The 20,859-nt window shown below is 54.0% G+C and carries 8 protein-coding genes and 1 pseudogene; 3 read left to right on the forward strand and 6 right to left on the reverse strand.

Going from position 1 to position 20,859, the window contains the following annotated elements:
- Window positions 1-54: 54 nt before the first annotated feature.
- The 4 genes from ACFQRK_RS23275 to ACFQRK_RS23290 form a co-directional block, all read right to left on the reverse strand.
- Complete coding sequence (locus ACFQRK_RS23275; RefSeq protein ID WP_379010773.1) at window positions 55-255, reverse strand: hypothetical protein; 201 nt, start codon at window positions 253-255, stop codon at window positions 55-57.
- Between the two features lie 18 nt (window positions 256-273).
- Window positions 274-1,758 carry an OmpA family protein gene (locus ACFQRK_RS23280; protein WP_379010774.1) on the reverse strand — a complete coding sequence of 495 codons (1,485 nt, stop codon included), beginning with the start codon at window positions 1,756-1,758 and terminating at the stop codon, window positions 274-276.
- Between the two features lie 546 nt (window positions 1,759-2,304).
- On the reverse strand, window positions 2,305-3,276 hold the full coding sequence (locus ACFQRK_RS23285) for a type IX secretion system membrane protein PorP/SprF (RefSeq protein ID WP_379010775.1): 972 nt from the start codon (window positions 3,274-3,276) through the stop codon (window positions 2,305-2,307).
- A 76-nt stretch (window positions 3,277-3,352) separates the two neighbouring features.
- Window positions 3,353-12,706 (reverse strand): gliding motility-associated C-terminal domain-containing protein, encoded by a 9,354-nt coding sequence (locus ACFQRK_RS23290; protein ID WP_379010777.1) that lies wholly within the window; start codon window positions 12,704-12,706, stop codon window positions 3,353-3,355.
- A 420-nt stretch (window positions 12,707-13,126) separates the two neighbouring features.
- Between ACFQRK_RS23290 and ACFQRK_RS23295 the strand changes: the two genes are divergently transcribed.
- Complete coding sequence (locus ACFQRK_RS23295; RefSeq protein WP_379010779.1) at window positions 13,127-16,054, forward strand: ATP-binding protein; 2,928 nt, start codon at window positions 13,127-13,129, stop codon at window positions 16,052-16,054.
- On the opposite strand, the gene ACFQRK_RS23300 is transcribed toward ACFQRK_RS23295, so the two are convergent.
- A complete protein-coding gene (locus ACFQRK_RS23300; protein ID WP_379010781.1) occupies window positions 16,026-16,673 on the reverse strand; it encodes a response regulator in 648 nt (215 codons plus the stop codon). The genes ACFQRK_RS23295 and ACFQRK_RS23300 overlap by 29 nt on opposite strands.
- 156 nt (window positions 16,674-16,829) lie before the next feature.
- Window positions 16,830-17,879 (reverse strand): annotated as a pseudogene (gene ettA / locus ACFQRK_RS23305) (energy-dependent translational throttle protein EttA); the annotation flags it as partial.
- On the opposite strand from ettA, the gene ACFQRK_RS23310 reads away from it, so the two are divergent.
- Complete coding sequence (locus ACFQRK_RS23310) at window positions 17,874-20,003, forward strand: ATP-dependent Clp protease ATP-binding subunit (protein ID WP_379010783.1); 2,130 nt, start codon at window positions 17,874-17,876, stop codon at window positions 20,001-20,003. The pseudogene ettA and the gene ACFQRK_RS23310 overlap by 6 nt on opposite strands.
- Before the next feature lie 495 nt (window positions 20,004-20,498).
- On the forward strand, window positions 20,499-20,859 hold a 361-nt coding region (locus ACFQRK_RS23315; protein WP_379010785.1), incomplete at its 3' end, for a hypothetical protein.

Consider the following 20,859-nt stretch of genomic DNA (forward strand, 5'->3'; position numbering starts at 1 on the left):
ATTCAACAGATCACTCAATTTATTGCGGTTTGATAAAGGTGTCAACGAACTGCCTTACGCAAATCTTTCCTCTATACTTTCCATCGAAAAACATTTTACCTGAGCCACAATCTGGTGTTTTAATTCATTGGTATCCCCGCCAAATGCAACGATCCCGAAATTGCTTTCGATGGCGGCTTTGTCGGCTTCCTTCCCCTCCATAACCACAAAAATCAATTCCTTATCCAGCAATCCGTTTTGTTCTATCCAATCCATGTTTGTTGTTAACGCATGTCAATACCCCGTCACGGTTACTTCGGTGCGCCTGTTGGCCTGGTGCTGCCCGCGTGAGCAGGGCACCCCGTTGCCGCAGTTATTCACCAGCCGCGTCTCCCCGTACCCTTTTGCTACCATGCGATCCCTGGCAATCCCACGCCCCACCAGGTAATCCACCGCAGCCTGCGCCCGCCGCTGCGACAAACCCAGGTTGTAGGCATCGCTGCCCCGGCTGTCCGTATGGCTCGATAGCTCGATCTTCAGCGTCGGGTTGTCCCGCAGCGTCCGGACCAGCTCATCCAGGATGGCCGAAGCGTCCGGACGGATATTGTGCTTGTCGAAGTCGTAGTAGATGTTTTCCAGCTCAAAGTTCCTGCCCACCTCGAAGATGGGCTCCAGCAGCAGGGCCACCTCCAGCGTATCCGACCGGATGATGCCCAGGGTGCTCACCTTGGCCGAATCCCCGTGGTACTTCTCCTTCTGGCCCAATACCGTATACCGCTTATCCCTGTCCAGCACGAACTCAAACGCCCCGCTCCCATCGGTCCGCTTCCTGGCCGCGATCTCCCGCTCACCGTCGTACAGCGTCACCGATACATCGGCCAACCGGTCCTTCGTGCTTTTATCCGAAGCCGTGCCCTTCAGGATGATGACGATCTTCGGCTTTTCGAAGGTGAACGAATAGAGGTCATCACCCCCCTGACCGCCCCGGCGGTTGGACGACAGGTAGCCCGCCACCCCCTCTTCGCCTTCGTAGGTGGTCAGGTACGCAAAATCATCCCCCGACGAATTCACCGGATACCGCAGGTTCCGCGGCAAGGTCCACCCCGCTTTTCCGCCCGTAGCCGCAAACACGTCCAGACCACCCATCCCCGCAAAACCGTCGCTCGAATAATACAGCGTGCCCTCAGGACCGATGTTCGGGAAAAGCTCATCACCACCGCTGTTGACCGTCCCCCCGGCATTAAGAGGAGTACCCCAGCTGCCGTCCGCCTGCCGCTCGCTGTACCAGATGTCCGTACCCCCCTGCCCTCCGGGCATGTCGCTCACGAAATACAGCGTGCTGCCGTCCACGCTCAGCGCCGCATGACCCACCGAGTATTCCTTCACGTTATTGTAGATAAAGGGCTCCGACTCCCACTCACCCCCCGAACCTTGCCTGTGGATATAAAGCTCAAGCCTGTTGGTCCGGTACCTCCGCCGGTTTTCCCTGCTGGTGTCGCCCTGTTTCCCCGGGTAGGTCCGCGTTATGTAAAGCGTCCTACCCCCTTGATCCGCAGCCGCCGGACCGGTGTGGTAACGCGCATTGTTAATGCCCTCAACCGCCATCACGGCGCTGGAAAGCCCGTTGTCCGCCCGGCGGTCCGCCGTGTAAACCCGCAGAAACGAATTCCCCGTCCAGCCGTAACGGCCGGCCCCGTGCATGTAGCCGTCAGGCTCACCGGCATAGTACACCTTATCCCCAACCGGAAAAACCGAAAACTCCGACAGCGACGTGTTCACACCCTCATTGCGCAGCTGATGAACCGTCGGATCGGCCATCCATGCCAGCGCCGAATCGCAGCCCGCAAGCTGCACCGCAACCACCTCGCGGTCACCCGTCCGTGCAGCATAGCCCTCCAGCTGCCGCTTCGCTTCCGCATATTTCCCGTTCGCCTTCAGCACTTCCCCGTAGCTGAGCAGGTGCTCAGGACCGCTCCCCTCCATGGCAACAACCCGGGCGTACCAGTTCTCCGCAGACTCGTAGTCCTTCATCTGCACGTAGCAGTACGCCAATCGCTCCAGGTCCGCCAGGCGCGGCTTTCTGCTATCCGCCAGTTTTACGTACAGCGCCGCCGCATTGGCATATTCATACTTGCGAAAAGCCTCCTCCGCACGGTCCCGAAGACCCGGCTGCTCCTGGGCGGAGGCCGGTGCCGCCGTGAACACCGCCGCCAGAAACAAAGCCCACACGGCAATTAATAAACAGGTCCCCGTCAGTAATCCTTTTTTCATAACTATTTTCTTTTGCGTCCCGTCGGAACAGGAAAAGCGTGTTAAACAATATCGTCAAAAAAACCTCGGGCTCAATAAACGTTGGTCCTTGCGCCCGAACGTGATCCCCAGCGTCACCTCGTGCGAGCCGTTCTGAACGCTGCTCAGCTGGCTCAGGATATAATCGTACGAATAACCGATCCGCAAAGCCGGCGTCACGTACAGCTGCGTGATCGCCGAAACCGAGTTCTGCTTGCGCAGCGCGCTGCCCGTCACCCGCTCGTAATCCTTCCTGAATACCGTAACCCCCGTGCGCCAGCCACCCCCGATCCAGAAACGGTCCCCGAATACGAACATCGCGTTCACGTCAAGGCTCGTCGGGCCCTTGAAGTCCTCCTTCACCAGAAGGCTCGGCCGCAGACGCGTCCCCTCGCTTAAATTGATGAGCGCACCGCCCATCAAATAGATATGCCGCCGCCGCCGGATGTTGTCCGTGGTCGTGTTGTCCCAACGGAAAATATTGTTGCTCTGGTCCCCCGAAAGCAGGTCCATCACCGACACCCCCGCATACCACCCCGGCCGGTAGTAATACACCCCGAACCGCACGTCCGGAACGAAACTGTTGATGTTCCCCGGCGGTACCGACGGGTCTCCCGGGCTCACCGGGTCCAGCATCGCCCCGTCCAGCCCGTACTGCGTCACACCCGCACCGATGCCGAAGCTCAGCCGCTGCGTATCCGCTTCATCCAGCCGCAGCCGGAACGCGTAGTTCACATAAGCCGAGCTGGCTGACTGCGGGCCCAGCTCGTCAGCCGTGAGCTGAACCCCCAACCCGTGCCGCTTGTTTACCGCATCCAGGATCCCGTCCACCGACAGCAGACCCGTCTGCGGGGCGCCGTCAAGACCCACCCACTGGCTGCGCAGACCAAGCTGCCCGAACCACTCCTCCTTGTAACCCGTATACGCCGGGTTGATGCTCATCGAATTGAAAATATATTGCGTGAACTGGATGTTCTGCTGCGAACGAACGGCAAACGGGATACCCATTGCCAACAGCCATATGATTATTCTTATAGATCTCATCTGCATCGTATTGATTATCCTCAATGGTTTCGCTTGTTTACTATCGTTTTTTCAGCACCACCCACCCTTTCTCTACCTGGCGGTTGCCGCCCTTATGCAAGGTCAGCATATAATAATAGGTACCCTCATGGATATCCCCGCCGCCCCACGTGTTGTCGTAGTCGTTATGCCGGTACACCTCATTGCCCCAGCGGTTGAACACCACCAGCTCCGCCCGGTCGAATGCTTCCAGCCCGATGATCTCGAACCGGTCATTCTGGCCGTCCCCGTTCGGCGTGAAGATATTCGGTATCCGCAGCGGGTTAGCTGCCACGGTGACGGTCACCTCGGCCACGTTGCTCCAGTGCCCGTCGCTGTCCATCACCCGGTAGGTGAACCGATCCTCCCCTACATATCCACGAGCGGATACATAGGTGACCGTGCCATCCACGCCGACGGACACCGTCCCGTGCTGCGGCTGAGTCGCGATCTCCACGGATGCCGCATCCAGCGGATGGGTACCCGCCGCGTCGTTGGCCAGCACCGAAATCACCAGACTCTTGTTCGAGTTGCCGGCTACCGCATCATCGACCGCCCGCGGCGGCTGTACCGGCGATACCGATACGCCACTTTCGTTGTTGTCGGCATCCGGGTCCTCTTCGTTACCGCGTACCTCAACATGGTTTACGTGGTCGCCGTCACCGTTCACCACGGCTATGATCCGCAGTGTCCGGCTTCCGCCGCTCGCCAGGCCGCCAACCGTCCAGACACCGGATGCCGCATCATAGCTGCCCCCAGATGCTTCCGCAGATACGAACGTATAGCCCGACGGCAGCCCGCCCAGTACCGCTACCCCGGTGGCATCATCAGGGCCGGCGTTGCTCACTTCAATCGTAAAAATCACTTGATCGCCGGGCAACGGCGATGCGTTGTCAACCGCGATGGTAACCGACAGATCGGCCCGGTGTTCCGCTTCTGCCGGCTGATGGGTGAGCACCACTTCATCGGCGGCTTCACAGCTGCCGTTGCTGACGGTCCACCGCAGGGTGACCGACGTTCCCGGAGCCAGGGATACCGTAGCCCGCGGGTTGTTGATGTCGGATACCGCAACCGAGGGCGTACCAAAAACCACGCTCCATGTTCCGGTCGTACCGGCAGGCAAATCAGCGCCCAGGGTGAACACCGATTCCCCGGTCTTCGTCTGGTCCAGGCCGGCATCGGCAGCCAACGCCCCCAGTATGGTCAGCGTCACCGCCGTGCGGGTTGTACTCAAACATTCACCGTTGCTGGCTTCAGCGTAGTAGGTGACGGTTCCGACTGTATTCAAGCTTGGATCGATCACTACCTGTCCGCCCACCGGCGCGTCGTACCAAACAACGGTTGTTCCTTCCGGAACGGTAGCCATGGCGGTCAGAATCCGCAGCGGGCTTTCCGCGCATGCCATCTGGTCTTCAGCCAACGGAGCCGCTGGAACCACCGGCGCAGCGTTGATGGTCACCGGCACAGCCAGGGCTTCGCAGCCGGTCATCACTGACCGCATTTGTGCCAGGTATTCGCCCGGGGCCAAGTCCGCAAAGACCGGTGATGATCGGTATACCGGTGTTTCACCAGCGCGGTACACCGCATATTCGTAATCCGGATCCGCCGTGAATTCGATCCTGCCCACCGTCTCCCCGCAACCCGGGTGTACAACCGCAGGTGTATAGGTGGCGGGCGTCCCATTGATGGTTACCTCAATCTCCTCACTCACGCATCCGGGCACCGATGCATGCTGTGCCGTTACGCGGTAAGTGCCGGGAGTAACGTTTTCAAATGCCGGGTCGGACTGGTAGTCCACGCCGTTGATGGAATATTCAAAACCTGCGCCTAGGGGTTCGGTGATGGTTATCGATCCCGTTCCCACCACACAGTCGGGGTGCGTAACAATCGCTACCGGCCGGTCAACAAATTGAACATTTACCGGCGCAATCGTGCTGCAGCCCGTCGCCGGATCGGTTGCCCGGATATAGTAGGTGCCCGATACAGCCACCGCGTCTGGGCTATCCAGCGCACTGGTTCCCGCAGCATCCGTGTAATAGGTATACGTCAGCCCGGCATCGCTTCCCGTCGTTACGGCCATGGCCGTAAGGTCTACGGTGCCGCCCGCGCATGCTACCGCCGGGTCGGTGATGACCACGTTGGGCAACGCATGGATGGTCAGCGTCACCGCCGTGCGGGTTTCGCTCACCAGCACGCCCTTCTGTGCTTCGGCATAATAGGTTATGATACCAATCGCATCCAGCACAGGGCTGGCAACCACATTGCCTCCGGTCGGCGCGTCGTACCACACCACAGTCTGGCCGGCCGGAACCGTCGCGGACGCTGTCAGTGTTTGCACGGGGTCTTCCGCACATGCCTCCAGGTCGCCACCGCTCACCGGCGCGGCCGGAACCGAAGGCAGCGCCGTCGTGACCGCAGTATTGTTGGCGGGATCCGCATCATCCGTATCGGTCGTTACTTCGACCGTATTGACCAGGTCCTCGCTCATCACGTCTGACGGCAGTACCGTCACCTCGTAAGTGACGGCCGCGCCGTTGGGTAATAACAGTATCGTCTGGTCCAGATCGCCCGAACCAGCGGTTCCCGGCAGAAATACGGTACCGGCGGTCACCTGGGCTGCCCATCCCTCCATCGTGGCACCCGGAGGAACGACATCCCGTACCCGGACACCCCCGGCATACGCAGGGCCGTTGTTTGTGACGGTAATCACGTATTCCACGGCTGAGCCGGGCACATAACCGAGTTGATCGGTATGCTTCAGCGCTTTGGTCACCGCTACGTCGGCGCCATGGACGGATGTCAACGTTACCTCATCGAAGACGATGCAATCGTTTTCGGTCACCGTCCACCGCAAGGTAACCGATGTGTTGGGCAACAAGGTAACCGTTGCGTTGGGATCGGTAGGATCAACGAACCCAGCGGGCTGCTCCGTCGATACGACAGACCATATTCCGGTACCGAGTGCCGGCGTATTTGCACCCAGCGTGAAGGCGCTGTTATGGTATTTCGTTTGATCAGCGCCCGCATTTGCGGTCAACTCACCCGTTACGGCAACGGTTACGGCATCAGTCGGTGCAGATTCGCACGTCAGGCCATTGGCCGTAGCGATGGTAACCCGGCGGTAATGTACGGTATTCGTTAATGCATTCGGTTGGTACGTCGCATCGCTGGCACCTGTAATTGCCGACCACGACATCCCATCGGGCGAAGATTCCCAACGATACGTTATGGTGCCGGTGCCCGTGCCCGTTGCCACCGAAGTCAATGCTTCCGGGGTTTCCCCGTAGCAGATCGCTTGGTCCGCACCGATGCTGCCCGCTCCCGGTATGTCATTAACCGTCAATGTAAACGACGACTCCGTTGTGCAACCCGCTGTCGTAGCCGCATATTGATACAACGTATACGTTCCGGCCGCGGAAATCACATCGCCCACCTCATACCGCGTGCCGTTTGCGCCGGCTTGGGTAAAGTAAGCCCGGTCGCCGGTCAGGTCCGTACCCGTAATGTCCGGGAGCGTAAACGGACCGCACACCGCCTGATCGTCCAACGGATCAATGACCGGTTGCGCATTGATGGTCAATGTCACAGCAGTCCGGGTCTCACTCACACAGTCGCCATTGCTGGCTTCCGCGTAATACGTGATCGAGCCTACTGCATTCAGCACGGGCGAAGCGACGGCATTGCCGCCTGTAGGAGCATCATACCAGGTGACGCTGACTCCCGCGGGTACAAGTGCCTCGGCCGTCAGGGTCTGGATCGGCGCGGTTGCGCACTCCTCCTGGTCTCCACCGCTCACCGGAGCAGCGGGGACTTCGGGCGCTTCCGCAACGGTAACGGTAATCGGAGTCGCATCGCATCCGCCGGCAGCGAGTCGCATTGCGGCCTCATAAGTGCCCGCAGGCACGTTGGTGAAGATGGGTGACGACTGATATACCGGTGTTGCGCCGGTTTGATAAACCGCATATTCATAATCCGGATTGTTTGGGAATTCGATTTGTCCCAACGGATTGTCACAGTCCGGCTGAACCACCACAGGTGTATAGGTGGTGGGGGTCGAATTGATGACCACCTCCAGCGCTTCGCTCACGCAGCCGGGCACGGACGTATGCTGGGCCGTTACCTGATAGGTACCAGGAGCAACGTTTTCAAATAGCGGGTCGGACTGGTAGTCCACGCCGTTGATGGAATATTCAAAACCTGCGCCTATGGGGTCAGTGATGTTTATCGATCCCGTTCCCACCACACAATCGGGGTGTGTAACGATAACCACCGGCCGGTCAACGAATTGGACGGTCACGGGCGCAATGGTACTGCAGCCCGTCGCCGGATGCGTGCCCTTGATGTAATAGATGCCCGAGGCCATTACAGCGGCCGGATCGGTCAGTTCCATGGTTCCCGCTGCATCGGTATGATAACTAAAGACTAAGCCGCCATCACTTCCCGCGGTGACCGCCGCCGCTGTCAGGTCTACCGCGTTGCCCGAGCAAGTGATCGCCGGGTCGGTGATGACCACGTTGGGCATTGCACTTATGGTCAGTGTTATGGCTGTTCGTGTAAGGCTCACCAGCGAACCCTTCTGCGCTTCAGCGTAATAGGTTATGGTACCAATCGCATCCAGCACAGGGCTGGCAACCACATTGCCCCCTGTCGGCGCGTCGTACCACACCACAGTCTGCCCGGTCGGAACCGTTGCGGACGCTGTCAATGTCTGCACGGGGTCTTCGGCACATGCTTCCTGGTCGCCCCCGCTTACCGGTGCAGCCGGAACCGAAGGCAGTGCTGCGGTGGTTGCCGTATTGTCCGTTTCATCCGGATCTTCCGTGATGCTGCTCGCTGTGGCGGTATTCACCAGATCATCCGTTAAGTCAGCAGCGGTTTCTACCGTTACCTCATACGTCACGATCCCACCGCTCGGCAGTACCGGGATCGTTTCGCTCAAACCATTTGTGCCGGAGCCATTCGGCAGGGTTACATCGCCAGCTACAACGGTGGCTGTCCAACTGGAAATGGTTGAACCAGCAGGCGGAGTATCATCAATATTCACATCGCGGGCATCGCTCGGGCCATCATTGGCGACCGTGATCATGTAGATCACGTCCTCGCCCGGAATATATCCTTGCTGCGTATCGTCAGCTAATTCCTTCGTTACCGAAACCGAAGCGACCGGTGCCGCTGGAAGGGGCGTCGTTGTACAAGCGTCACAGCCGGGAACCGGGTCTGGCGTAACCGTGGTCACGTCAACGGTGTTGCTCAGATCGCCTGTCCGGCCGGAGCCGGTTGCTAAGGTGACCTCATAGACTACTTCAGCGCCATTCGGAAATAACGCAATGGTTTCCGCCAAATCTCCCGTACCGGAAGCATTCAGCAAATCAACCGTACCCGCGGTAACGGTAGCTGTCCAAGCGCTGATAGCCGTTCCTGATGGTGCCACATCGGTTACCGTTACGTCTACCGCATCCTCAGGACCGTTGTTGGTGATGGTAATCGTATACACAACGTCCTCTCCCGGTGTGTAGGAAACCTGTGTAGCTTCCTTCAATGTCTTTACCGTTACCAGGTCTGCGGTATCCCGTGCGATCAGGATGGTGTCAAGTACCGAACAGCCGTCAGGAAAATCAACCTTGATGGCGTATTCGCCGGGCTCCGTGACCACGAGTTCGCTGGCGGTGCCGATGACCGCACCGTCCTTCTTCCATTCGTATTGCGATAATGGCGATCCAAAAAAGCCATCCGTCGAAATGGTGTACGGAAATTCGGCGTCGCTCAGGCTCACATCCGGTCCAAGGCCCTCGATCGGTGCCGCGCCATCGTAGGGAGCAATGTCCCAGCCCGTATTGCCGCCCAGGTCCGAACTGTGCGAGCCGGCAGTGAATTCAGCTCCACCGACGGCTGATATGCGTTGGAGGCGAATGTAGTCGAATTCGACCGCACCAGAAGCCATAGTGATGGTCGCGTTGGCAGACGCACTGCTACTTGCGATTTCGGTCAATCGGCACGGCGTGCCACTGCCAAACCATTCGTCGCTAATCGTCGTATTTGTGCCAGCTGTAAACGTGTATTTATTGCCCGGGAAAAAAATTAGGGTGTCGATCGTATTGTTTGTTCCGTAGATGGCTCCGCTACCTTTGTACTCGACCCTTCCGAACGTACTGTTGTCGCCCAGAATACCGATAGCCGAGCTTGTGCTGGGATCCGTAAAGGTGACCGACCCGATCGCAGCATTCGAGAACCGTGCGTAATTATTCAAGGTGCCGGATACATTCGTCACATTATAGTTGAGCCCATCAATATAAACCCGCTGCGCATTAATCACCGAGTTATCCGCATTTAGTGTCCGATTGGCAAATTCGCCGGTGTACGCCCACACCCTTGTGTTGACTGTGGCGTTGCTGATATCCACATGGATAACCGTATCGCTGTTGTAATTATTCAGCGTATCGATCGTCAAGGCGATGTCTGAAGCATCAAACGTACCGCTAAACAACCGGATCGACGTCTGGTTGTTGCTGAAATCGGCCGGGATCCGAACCCCGCCGACTCCATTTGCTTTGCGCACCACCACATCAAAGTTGCCCAACGGCTGGCCGTTTAGCGTGGTTGCCTCATCGCCTTTGAATGAAATGGTTGCATTTATCGTTACGTTGGTGCCCGCATCGAACAACGAACCGAAAGATTCCATTTCCCAGCCCATGGTTCGATTCAGGATTGGCGCATTGGCTGCCCCTTGCCAACTCATGTTGCGGAAATAGGCATTGCCGGCACTGACGGTTACTGTTTTCGAGCCCGCCGTGAACCCGCTGTTAGCGTCGAAATACACATCGTTGTTTACGGTGGGTATGCATGCGCCCCCTGGCCCGCCCGGGGTTGTACTCCAATGCGACGCATCGTTCCAGTCGCCCGAGCCGCCTACCCAATACCGCGGGCCGTCATCCGATGTGTCGATGTTCCATCCGGTATTGCCGCCAGCATCCGCACCCGAGAAGCTAATGGGAAGGCTTAGGCTGCCGCCACCACCGGTAGCGACGATATTTTCCATATATACATTAGTAATGTTTACTTCGGCGTCTGCACCGAATTGCAACGTGCTCGCTCCGGCCTCGCTCCGTATCTCTCCAAGCCCGCTGCAATCGGGGTGTACTGCCTGAAAATATTTTTCGATCCGGTTGGTGGTACCGGTATACATGCGGAGGTTGCGGTTCGCCCCGACAATGAGCGAATCAATGACATTCCCGGATCCCCGGATCATACCACGGCCCATGAATTCCAGCGTACCGATAATGTTATTGCCATGTATTATGGCATCGCTCGTGGACGATGGATTGCTAAACGTCAGAAAATCGATCGTCGCATTGGTGATGTTAAATGCGTTGAAACTTGTCGGGCTGCCTTCCACGCGATAGAATGTCCCGGTCCGGATATCCAGCTTGTTGTTAGCGAGCACGTACGAGCCTGCCGCATCGGTGGTTTTTGCATCGTTCAGGAACTCCCAATTGTTTACCGTAATGGATGCATCACGCATATGCAGCACCCCGCCCATTGACTGGATAGCCGCAAACGCATGGATGTTTATGGTCCTGTCCGCCACATTTACATCCCCGCGCAGCCAATTGATGATACCCTGCGGATTGCTCCAATCGTCCGCCAACGTAACCGTTCCCATGTCCGTAGCGCCCGTTTTGCGGATGCGCAGCTCCAACGCACCCAGGGCGCTGCCATTTGTCGTAACCGTCACGTCTGCTTCACCTGCCATGAATAGCGTAGCGTTCATGGTGACATTGGGGTTGAGGATTACGGAGCCATACACCCGCAGTAGGAAGTTATTGTTATCATCGAATATCGGATTGCCCGTAATGCCGGTGGTCCAAGTCATATCACGGCAATAGGCGTTGCCCGAAGTAGTGACTGTCCCCCCGGCGTTCAATCCACTATTCTCGTTGAAAACGACGTCGTCCGTGACAAAAGGGATACACGCACCGCCTGCACCACCGTCATCTTCGCTCCAATGGCTACGGTCGGCCCAATCGCCGGGACCACCCACCCAATAAAGGGCACGGCTTGCCGTGGTGGGCGTATTGATAATAAAACCCGTATTGCCCTCGTTGTCTATGCCGTTGACCGTGATTGGCGTGATGCTGCCCGTAGCCGTAAGGTTGCCCAGCAGCACATTATCGATATCAGCCTTCGCGCCATCAGCGAAATGGATCGTACCCGAGTTACTGCCGGTGATTTCCGTGAATCCATCGCACGAGACGCCGCCGGCACGGAAGTATTTATTGATGGTAACATCCCTAGCGATAAAAATATTCTTATTCGGTGCAGTCAACAGGGAATCGAAAACATGCCCGCCATTATTGGCGGTAAATGTACCGCCGACTTCCGCATATTCAATTACATTATTTACCCCGCCGATGCCAAAGACCCCCACTGTCCCGTTTTCAGCGAACGAAAGGTACCGGATATTATTGTTGCCCCGTATCACACCCGATCCCAAAAAAATCAATGAATCAACGGTATTATTGTCCTGGAGACGGGCATTGGATGATACCAAGGGGCTGGTAAACGTCAATTTTCTGAACGTTGTATTGAAGACGGAAAAGAGGTCGTTGCCGGGGTTGTGATGCAAGGCTTCCATCACATCGAAATCACCACCGTCGAGCATTAAGCGGATCCCCACCTGAACAAAAGAACCCGCTGCAGCCACGGTCTTATTGGCGCCGCGGAAATAAAAATTGCGCGAGACCAGCATTTCGCCGGCGGTAATATCCAAATGCCGCACGTTGTTGTTTTCGCTATTGAAATTAAATGTCGATACATTCCGTCCTGATGCGTTCAATGTGCCGGCCGTAAGCGTTATGCCGTAGGTGTTACTGGCCGTCGTCGCCGTATTCACCAAATCGTCCGCCAACGTCAGTACACCTCCCGGTTTGTTAATGGTGATGTTTAGGATACCGGCAATGGGACCGTTAGTCGTCAGGGTAGCCGGATTAGCCCCCGTGAATTCGACATCCACGACGCCGCTGTAGCCCAGCGAGGGCGTGAGCACCAAATTACCGGCCACTATCAACCTATTTGTCCCGCTACGCGCGAGTATCGGGTTATTCGGCACGTCGCTTTCCCAGGTCATGTTGTTGCAAAACGCATTCGCGTCGAGTGTCACCGTACGTGAGGCAGCCGTGGTTCCGAATCCGCTGTAAGCACCGAAAAACACATTATCGCCTGCAGCGGGCACGATACTCGGTGTACTTCCGGTGGGACTTCCCAACCTCCAGTTGTTTATATTGCTCCAGTTACTTCCACCGCCTACCCAATAGTAATCGGCTGCTTGGATTTGAAGAATTGAAAGAAGTAAAAAACAAGTAAATAGTGTTCTTTTCATAGTAGATGTCTATCAGCAACAGTAGAATAGATAACCGGTATAGCACTTAACAGGGAATGAGTTCCGTACCTCCGTTAAAAATCAGATACATCATTGGCAGATATTTTTTAGTATCTCGAACAAAGGTATCGGCGCATATGGGTATTATCAATCGCCTTTTTTCGAAATGCCGATACAGAAACTTAGTATTTTATCGATAGAAAATTTTCTACTCACTACCGACCCTAACGTCTATTTCGCTATATTTGGCCATTAATCCTGCCCATTTGGCTATGAGATAATTTTTACGAACTTTAACTATACCTATTGATAAAAGTGCAAGCATCTGCGTGGGTACGCTTAAGTTGGTGCGTCTTATTATTGTTAACAGGAGTTCTAGCCAGTGCAAAATACGCCCTAGCCGCTGACCGACCGTTTATCATGACGCATTATTCCGACGAACATGGGCTGCCTCAAAACAGCATAAAAGGAATTGGGGAAGACAACCTTGGCTTTGTTTGGTTGATTTCGGAAAAAGGGCCGATCCGATATGATGGCCAAGGCCAATTTAAAACGTTCGGTAACCTTTCGGGAGTGTTGAAGACCATCCGTATGAGCGCACTGAGCACCGGCGAGCGTTTCAATGAGCTTTGGGCCAGAAGTGAAGCCGGTGAAGTGGTTTTACTGCGGGACGGGAAGGCACGTGCGCTTCACGAGATACCGTATCGGATTACAAGCACCTTCTCGTTACGTTACAAGGAAAACGTACACTACCACCTATCATCGCCATCGCCCTATTCAGGAGATTCGCCATCGCACGTCTTTGTACCGGATGGCATAGGGGGCGGCTTTGTTGTGACGAGAGATTCCGTTTCACGTTTGGGAAATAACGGATATGCATCAGCTTCCATCCCTTTTTCCAACGCCATTCCCTGGGGTTTTGCCGGTTTAGGAGGAAAGCTCTACTGCTTCGACCAATCACTTGATTACGTCGAAATCGGCAGCGACCTGGCTATAAAAAAGCGAAGGATTACCGGCGATGTTCTACAGTTGCCGTCCGGCACCCGTTTCGACGTCTACTGGAATACGACTGCTCATCAGCTTTTCATCTATGCCGCAGAAAACGTTTACCGGTTAACCAAGCATGCCAATGGCGGCTTAACCAGCAGCCGAATACTCACTGGGTTTAACTTTACGAAAAACCATATCGTTTCTGCCTATTACCAAGAATCCGTGGGGCAACTTTTGCTGGGGAGTGCGACAAAGGGTTTATTCGTTTTTAAACAAGCAAATTTTACAACGCTCAGCATAGACGATCCGTACTCCAAGACAGTATTCTACAATCAAACTCCGCTGCCTAGCGGGCTCCTGGTTACCGACCAAGGGTTTGCTTTTGACGCTAGTGGCAAGCCCTACTTTTCGCGGATTATGCAGCCAGACAAGCCCAAATACGGGCAAATCCTAGGGCCGGACGGCAATCTTTGGATCTTACAAACTGACCGCATTTTGGTCGTAGCGCCCAGCCTGGACCGCGTGATCCAAACGAAACCGTTTCCGGCAACACCGTCGCTTGCCTTCACAAGTGATTCATCGGATTATTGGTTTGGCAGTGCACAAGGGATACTGTTGAAATACGATGCTGATGCCGATACATTCCGCGCTGAAGCTTCGCTTCCCAGTACGATCAGCTGCCTGGAACGAAAAGCTGACGGAGCACTATTCGTTGGGACGAACGAAGGCCTCTTCGTTTTTGATACAACTGATGGTTCGGCTCATGAGGTCCCCTATTTTAAGGGCAAACAGATTCGCAGCATCCGCAACGAATCCGACCGCAGGTATTGGATCACAACATATCAGAGCGGCTTCTTCCTGTATGAGGATGGAAAAGCCACCGCGTTTCCGCTGGACAAAAATCACTATTTAGCCACCGCACATTGTACGCTGGAAGATCTAAACGGTTTTCTATGGATCAGCACGAATAAGGGGCTGTTTAAGATAAGCAAACGGCAATTGCTCAACTACCGTGATGACCCACAACAAACCCCGTTCTATTTCTACTATGATAAGCAAGCGGGGTTCAATACCAACGAATTCAACGGGGGATGTGAGCCATGCGCCATTCAATTACCAGACGGCCGATTTTCGTTCCCTTCATTGGATGGACTTGTGCAATTTGATCCCCTGGCTGTTATCGAGGCGTTTCCCTCAAGTGTGCTAATCCTTGATGATATCACATTAGACGGGCAATCATTGCCGATACAAGATACCATTCAAGTTCCCCAGCATTTTGCAAGGCTAGATTTGAAAATCGCAACACCGTTTTATGGCAACCCCAACAATCTCCAACTTGAATACCTGCTGTCTAGCAACAATAGCAAGCCGACCAATTGGCTTCCGATTAACGATTTGCAAAACGCATTATCCTTCAATGAATTAACGGCAGGAAACCACGAAGTCAGCATTCGTATGCGTAGTGATATCGATCCGGAAGCATTCCATTATACCACCTTCCACCTGTACAAAGCGCCGCTATTTCATGAAACCGGATGGTTTATCACCATTTTTTGCACTTTCGCCGGCTTGGCCGTTTGGTTAATTATCCATGTGCGGACCCGCTTTTTCGTGAATCAAAACCAGTTACTCGTTCAAAAGGTCAATGAGCGGACAGACACACTCAAAAGCCAGTATGAATGGCAGCGGCGGCTCTCCACCTCCATTACTCATGATATAAAAGCCCCCCTTAACTATGTGGTCAAAGCATTATACACGATACAAGAAATCGCGAAGGCACAGGGATTCTTACCCAATGAAATGGAACAGATCTATTTATCAACCAAAAATATCTATCATTATACCAATAACCTGACTACGTTGGCCAAGCTCATGCTGGCTAAAAGCGAATTGAATCTCACGGAAGTGCAATTGTTCGAAATTGCGCAACGCCAAATAGACATCTTTCGATCCATAGCCATATCCCGGGGAAATACCGTGCACAATAACATTCCCGAGTGCGCTGTAGTCCGTTCCCACCCCGATATTCTGTCCATCATTATCCACAATTTACTAGACAACGCGATCAAATTCACCTTGCATGGAGAAATTACCATTACCGCCCAGCGCCAATCTGCTGATTCCGTATTGCTGTCCATAATTGACACAGGCGTAGGACTGTATCCCGAACAGATTGACTATTACAATCAAATTAACCAGCAAGAATCATCCGTTATCGTGGAGGAAAAGAAAATCGGCTTTGGACTGCTATTGGTAAAAGACATGGTGCATTTGATAAAGGCTGAAATGATCATTCAAAGCACACTGGGAGAAGGCACAACCGTTTCGTTCATTCTTCCCCAGCATTATGAATGTTAAACGCATCCGTTAAGGCCTTCACATTCTTTACATTCAGCTTCGCAAATATCTTATTTTTATAGGTGCCTACCGTTGATGTGTGTATGAAAAGCGCCTTTGCGATTTCGCCTACGCCCTTTCCCCCCATCAATAAACGACACACCTCCAGCTCTCTATTTGTAAGCAGTTCGATGGGATTACTGCCCAAATCGGTTCCGCGATTCAGTCTGCTTTGCAGCAAATGCTCCTTGAGCTCGCCGCTTAAATATTTTTTCCCAGCGTATATGGCATCCAGCGCATTACGTATATCTTCGTCTTTACAATCTTTTTGCAAATAACCATCTGCGCCTGAGTCGATATACCGCAACGCGTACACGTCTTCTTCGTATGCAGACAGGACCAATATCTTTACATTCTTTCGGATGTCCCTGATCATCGGAATCATATGGAAATTATTTCCACCGGGAATGTTAATATCCAATACAACCAATGCTATCGATTCAGCAGCCAGCAACTGCAACAACCCAGGCATGTTTTCTGCGAAATGAACGATTGCCCCCGGCATCCATTCCTGAATAACATAATTCATTCCTAATCTGACAGCACTATGGTCATCGGCAACGGCAATATGGATCGGCATAAGGTTTTTCAAAAGAGTACAGTAATTCGGTAGAAGAAATTTAAAACCAACTTCGTGAGTTCGTTCAACAAATATGGGAAAAAAAGCTGTTGCTAAAAAAAGATCGAAAATATTGCTCGCATTTTCATCATCGCCCAGAATAGCTTCGAAATTTCATTACCCTTTCACCAATTTCTTATACTTGATGCGTTTAGGGCCTGTATCGCCCAACCGCTTTTTCCGGTTTTCTTCGTACTCGGAGTAATTTCCTTCAAAGAAATACACCTGCGAATCCCCTTCGAATGCCAGGATGTGCGTACAAATGCGGTCGAGAAACCAGCGATCGTGGGAAATCACCACGGCGCATCCCCCAAAGTTCTCCAGCCCCTCTTCCAACGCGCGCAACGTATTCACGTCGATATCGTTGGTCGGCTCATCCAGCAGCAGCACATTGGCCCCCTTCTTCAGCGTAATGGCCAGGTGCACGCGGTTGCGCTCTCCGCCCGACAGTACCCCTACCTTCTTCTGTTGATCGCCGCCATTGAAATTGAATTTCGAAACATACGCCCGGGAATTGACCATGCGGTTGCCCAGCAGAACGTTCTCGTTTCCGCCGGTGATGTTTTCCCACACCGTTTTATTGTGATCCAGGTCGTCATGCATCTGGTCTACATACCCCAGAGCTACCGTTTCGCCCACGCGGAACGTACCGCTATCCGGCTGATCCTGTCCGGTGATAAGCCTGAAAAGTGTGGTTTTTCCTGCACCATTTGGGCCGATAATCCCCACAATTCCCGCTGGAGGCAAGGAAAAGCTCAAGTCCTCAAATAAAATTTTATCTCCATACGCTTTGCTTACTTCCTGCGCTTCGATCACTACGTTGCCCAGTCGTGGACCCGGCGGAATAAAGAGCTCCAATTTCTCTTCCCGATCAGCGGTCTCCTCCGATGCAAGTTTCTCGTAGTTGTGTAAGCGGGCCTTGGATTTGGCATGGCGGGCCTTCGGCGCCATGCGTACCCAGTCCAGCTCACGCTCGAGCGTTTTTTGCCGCTTGCTTTCCGTCTTCTCCTCTTGGGCCAGCCGTTTGGCTTTCTGATCGAGCCACGATGAGTAATTGCCTTTCCAAGGAATGCCTTCCCCGCGGTCAAGTTCTAATATCCAGCCGGCCACGTTGTCGAGGAAATACCGGTCGTGCGTTACGGCAATGACGGTACCTTTATATTGCTGAAACATAAGGCAGGCATCACTGATCAAGCCGCTGGCTCAACGGCCGGCGACGACGACTTTAAAGAAGACGATCACTTCAATCAGCCCAAGAAAGTATCGGATATCAAATCCAAGACTCCGGTGCTGGATAATTTTGGACGTGATCTGACCAAAGCTGCTGAAGACGGACGGCTGGACCCCATCGTCGGCCGTGAAAAGGAAATCGAACGCGTTTCGCAGATCCTTTCGCGCCGTAAGAAAAACAACCCCATCCTCATCGGCGAGCCCGGCGTGGGTAAGTCAGCCATTGCCGAAGGACTGGCCTTGCGGATTATCCAACGGAAGGTATCGCGGGTATTGTTCAATAAACGGGTGGTAACGCTTGACCTGGCATCATTAGTGGCGGGCACCAAGTACCGCGGGCAGTTCGAAGAGCGGATGAAAGCAGTGATGAACGAACTGGAAAAATCACCGGATGTCATCCTGTTCATTGATGAGATCCATACCATCGTAGGTGCCGGCGGCGCTTCGGGCTCATTGGATGCCTCAAATATGTTCAAACCGGCGTTGGCCCGCGGCGAGATCCAGTGCATCGGCGCTACGACGTTAGACGAGTACCGGCAGTACATCGAAAAGGACGGCGCGCTTGACCGTCGGTTCCAAAAGGTGATGATCGAGCCAGCCACGCAAGAAGAGACAATCGAAATACTCAATCGAATCAAGGATAAGTATGAAGAGCATCACAATGTCAACTACACGCCGGAAGCGATTGAGGCCTGTGTGACGTTGACCACGCGCTACATCACCGACCGTTTCCTGCCCGATAAGGCCATCGATGCCTTAGACGAGTCAGGCTCGCGGGTACACCTCACCAATATCCACGTGCCGCAAAGCATCATTGATATTGAGCAAAAGATCGAGGAGATCAAGGTCGAGAAAAACAAGGTCGTGCGCAGCCAGAAATACGAAGAGGCCGCGAAACTGCGCGATACCGAGAAAAAACTGCTCGAAGAGCTAGAAACGGAAAAAACTGCGTGGGAGGCCGAGACCAAGACCAAGCGGTACACCGTCGCCGAAGATAACGTAGCTGAAGTCGTCTCCATGATGACCGGCATCCCGGTACAACGGGTGGGCCAGTCCGACAGCCAGAAACTGCTGGGCATGGCCGAATCCATGAAGGGGCGTATTATTGGCCAGGACGAAGCGGTAAAAAAGCTGGTCAAAGCGATCCAGCGCACACGTGCCGGATTAAAAGACCCCAAGAAACCGATCGGATCCTTTATTTTCCTGGGTCCTACTGGTGTGGGTAAGACGGAGTTGGCAAAAGAGTTGGCCCGTTTCATGTTCGACAGCGAAGATTCGCTTATCCAGATCGACATGAGCGAGTATATGGAGAAGTTTGCCATATCCCGCCTGCTCGGTGCGCCTCCGGGATACGTGGGATACGAAGAAGGCGGACAGTTGACGGAAAAAGTACGTCGCAAGCCATACTCGGTCGTGCTGCTTGACGAGATCGAAAAAGCGCATCCGGACGTATTCAACTTGCTGTTGCAGGTATTGGATGAAGGGCAATTGACCGATAGCCTCGGACGCCGGGTAGATTTCCGGAATACAATTCTCATCATGACGTCCAACATCGGTGCCCGTCAGCTTAAGGATTTCGGCCAAGGCGTAGGTTTTACGACGGCCGCAAAAGCCGAACAAGCCGAGACCCATTCCCGCAGCGTCATTGAAAGCGCATTGAAACGTGCGTTCGCGCCGGAGTTCCTCAACCGTATCGATGATGTGATTGTGTTCAACTCCCTGGATAAGGAACACATCTTCAAAATCATTGACATCGAGTTGAAGTCACTCTTCGTCCGGATTGAGGCGCTGGGTTACCACATCAAGCTTACGGATACCGCTAAGGACTTTATTGCCGAAAAAGGCTTTGACATCAATTTCGGTGCGCGCCCGCTCAAACGGGCCATCCAGAAGTACCTTGAGGACCCTATCGCCGAAGAAATTCTCAAAGGCGAGGTCACCGAAGGCGGCACGCTGGAAGTGAGCTACGATAAGGGTAAGAGCGAAATCATCGTGCATGTAGACAGCAACGACGGTCCGTCGAAACCATCGGATGTGGCCGAAGAAAAAAAGGACGACTAAGTGTAGTCCAGAACGTTTAGGCAGTGTTCAAAAGGCCTGGGCCCGGTTAATACCGGACTCAGGCCTTTTTTTGGGTCAGGGTCATGCCAGCAAAGCACACCGCATCATACATGCCCAGCTGGCCAATCCTCATCGGTGTCGGCCGATGTCGACGGTGTGATCGAAAGCACCGTATCCGTAAACCTCCTCACCCGGACGATACCAGAAAATTTTCCCTTAAAAAATGTGACCACTTGCTCACGAACGGCCGCATGTCGGGGCGCCCTCCATCCCCGCCCATTGACGCCGGCCGATCACCGATACCGGCGCAGTCGTAGAGGCAGACACGTCTCCATCGGCACTGAGGTTTCTTTTATCCCGCCCCTCTTCCTACATCACAACGATTTCACCATGGACGGTTGTTACCAAACAATTTTATCTCCCCTTGCGAGATTGTTGCTTTTTTAACCTAAATTTGTTATCAGTCTGAATGGTGTCCGCTCATTAGCCGTTAACATGATGCCTAAAGAAACAGTTCAAGTAAAAGAGATTGCGCCCATTTCCTCTTTTGAAGAATTTGGCGTAAGGTTGGCCAGCATGGCACCGGCGCTCAATGAAGAGACCGATCCGGTTGCCTACTTCGCACCGCAGATCGCTCAGATGGAGAAATTCGCGTTGGGTCCTTTCCAATGGTGTATCGTCGATTTTGCAAATCAGGAATTGCTTGAAATCGGCGGCATGATCGAAGAATTTACCGGAAAGCCCTATACCTATTGGGTAGGCCAACCCGCCGACAAATACGTGGTAGAGCTCGCTAGGCCCGAACATATCCCGTATTGGATGGGGTATATCCAGTTTGTTTACGAATACATCCTTC

It is taken from the genome of Parapedobacter sp. GCM10030251, assembly GCF_042666505.1.
Classification (GTDB): Bacteria; Bacteroidota; Bacteroidia; order Sphingobacteriales; family Sphingobacteriaceae; genus Parapedobacter.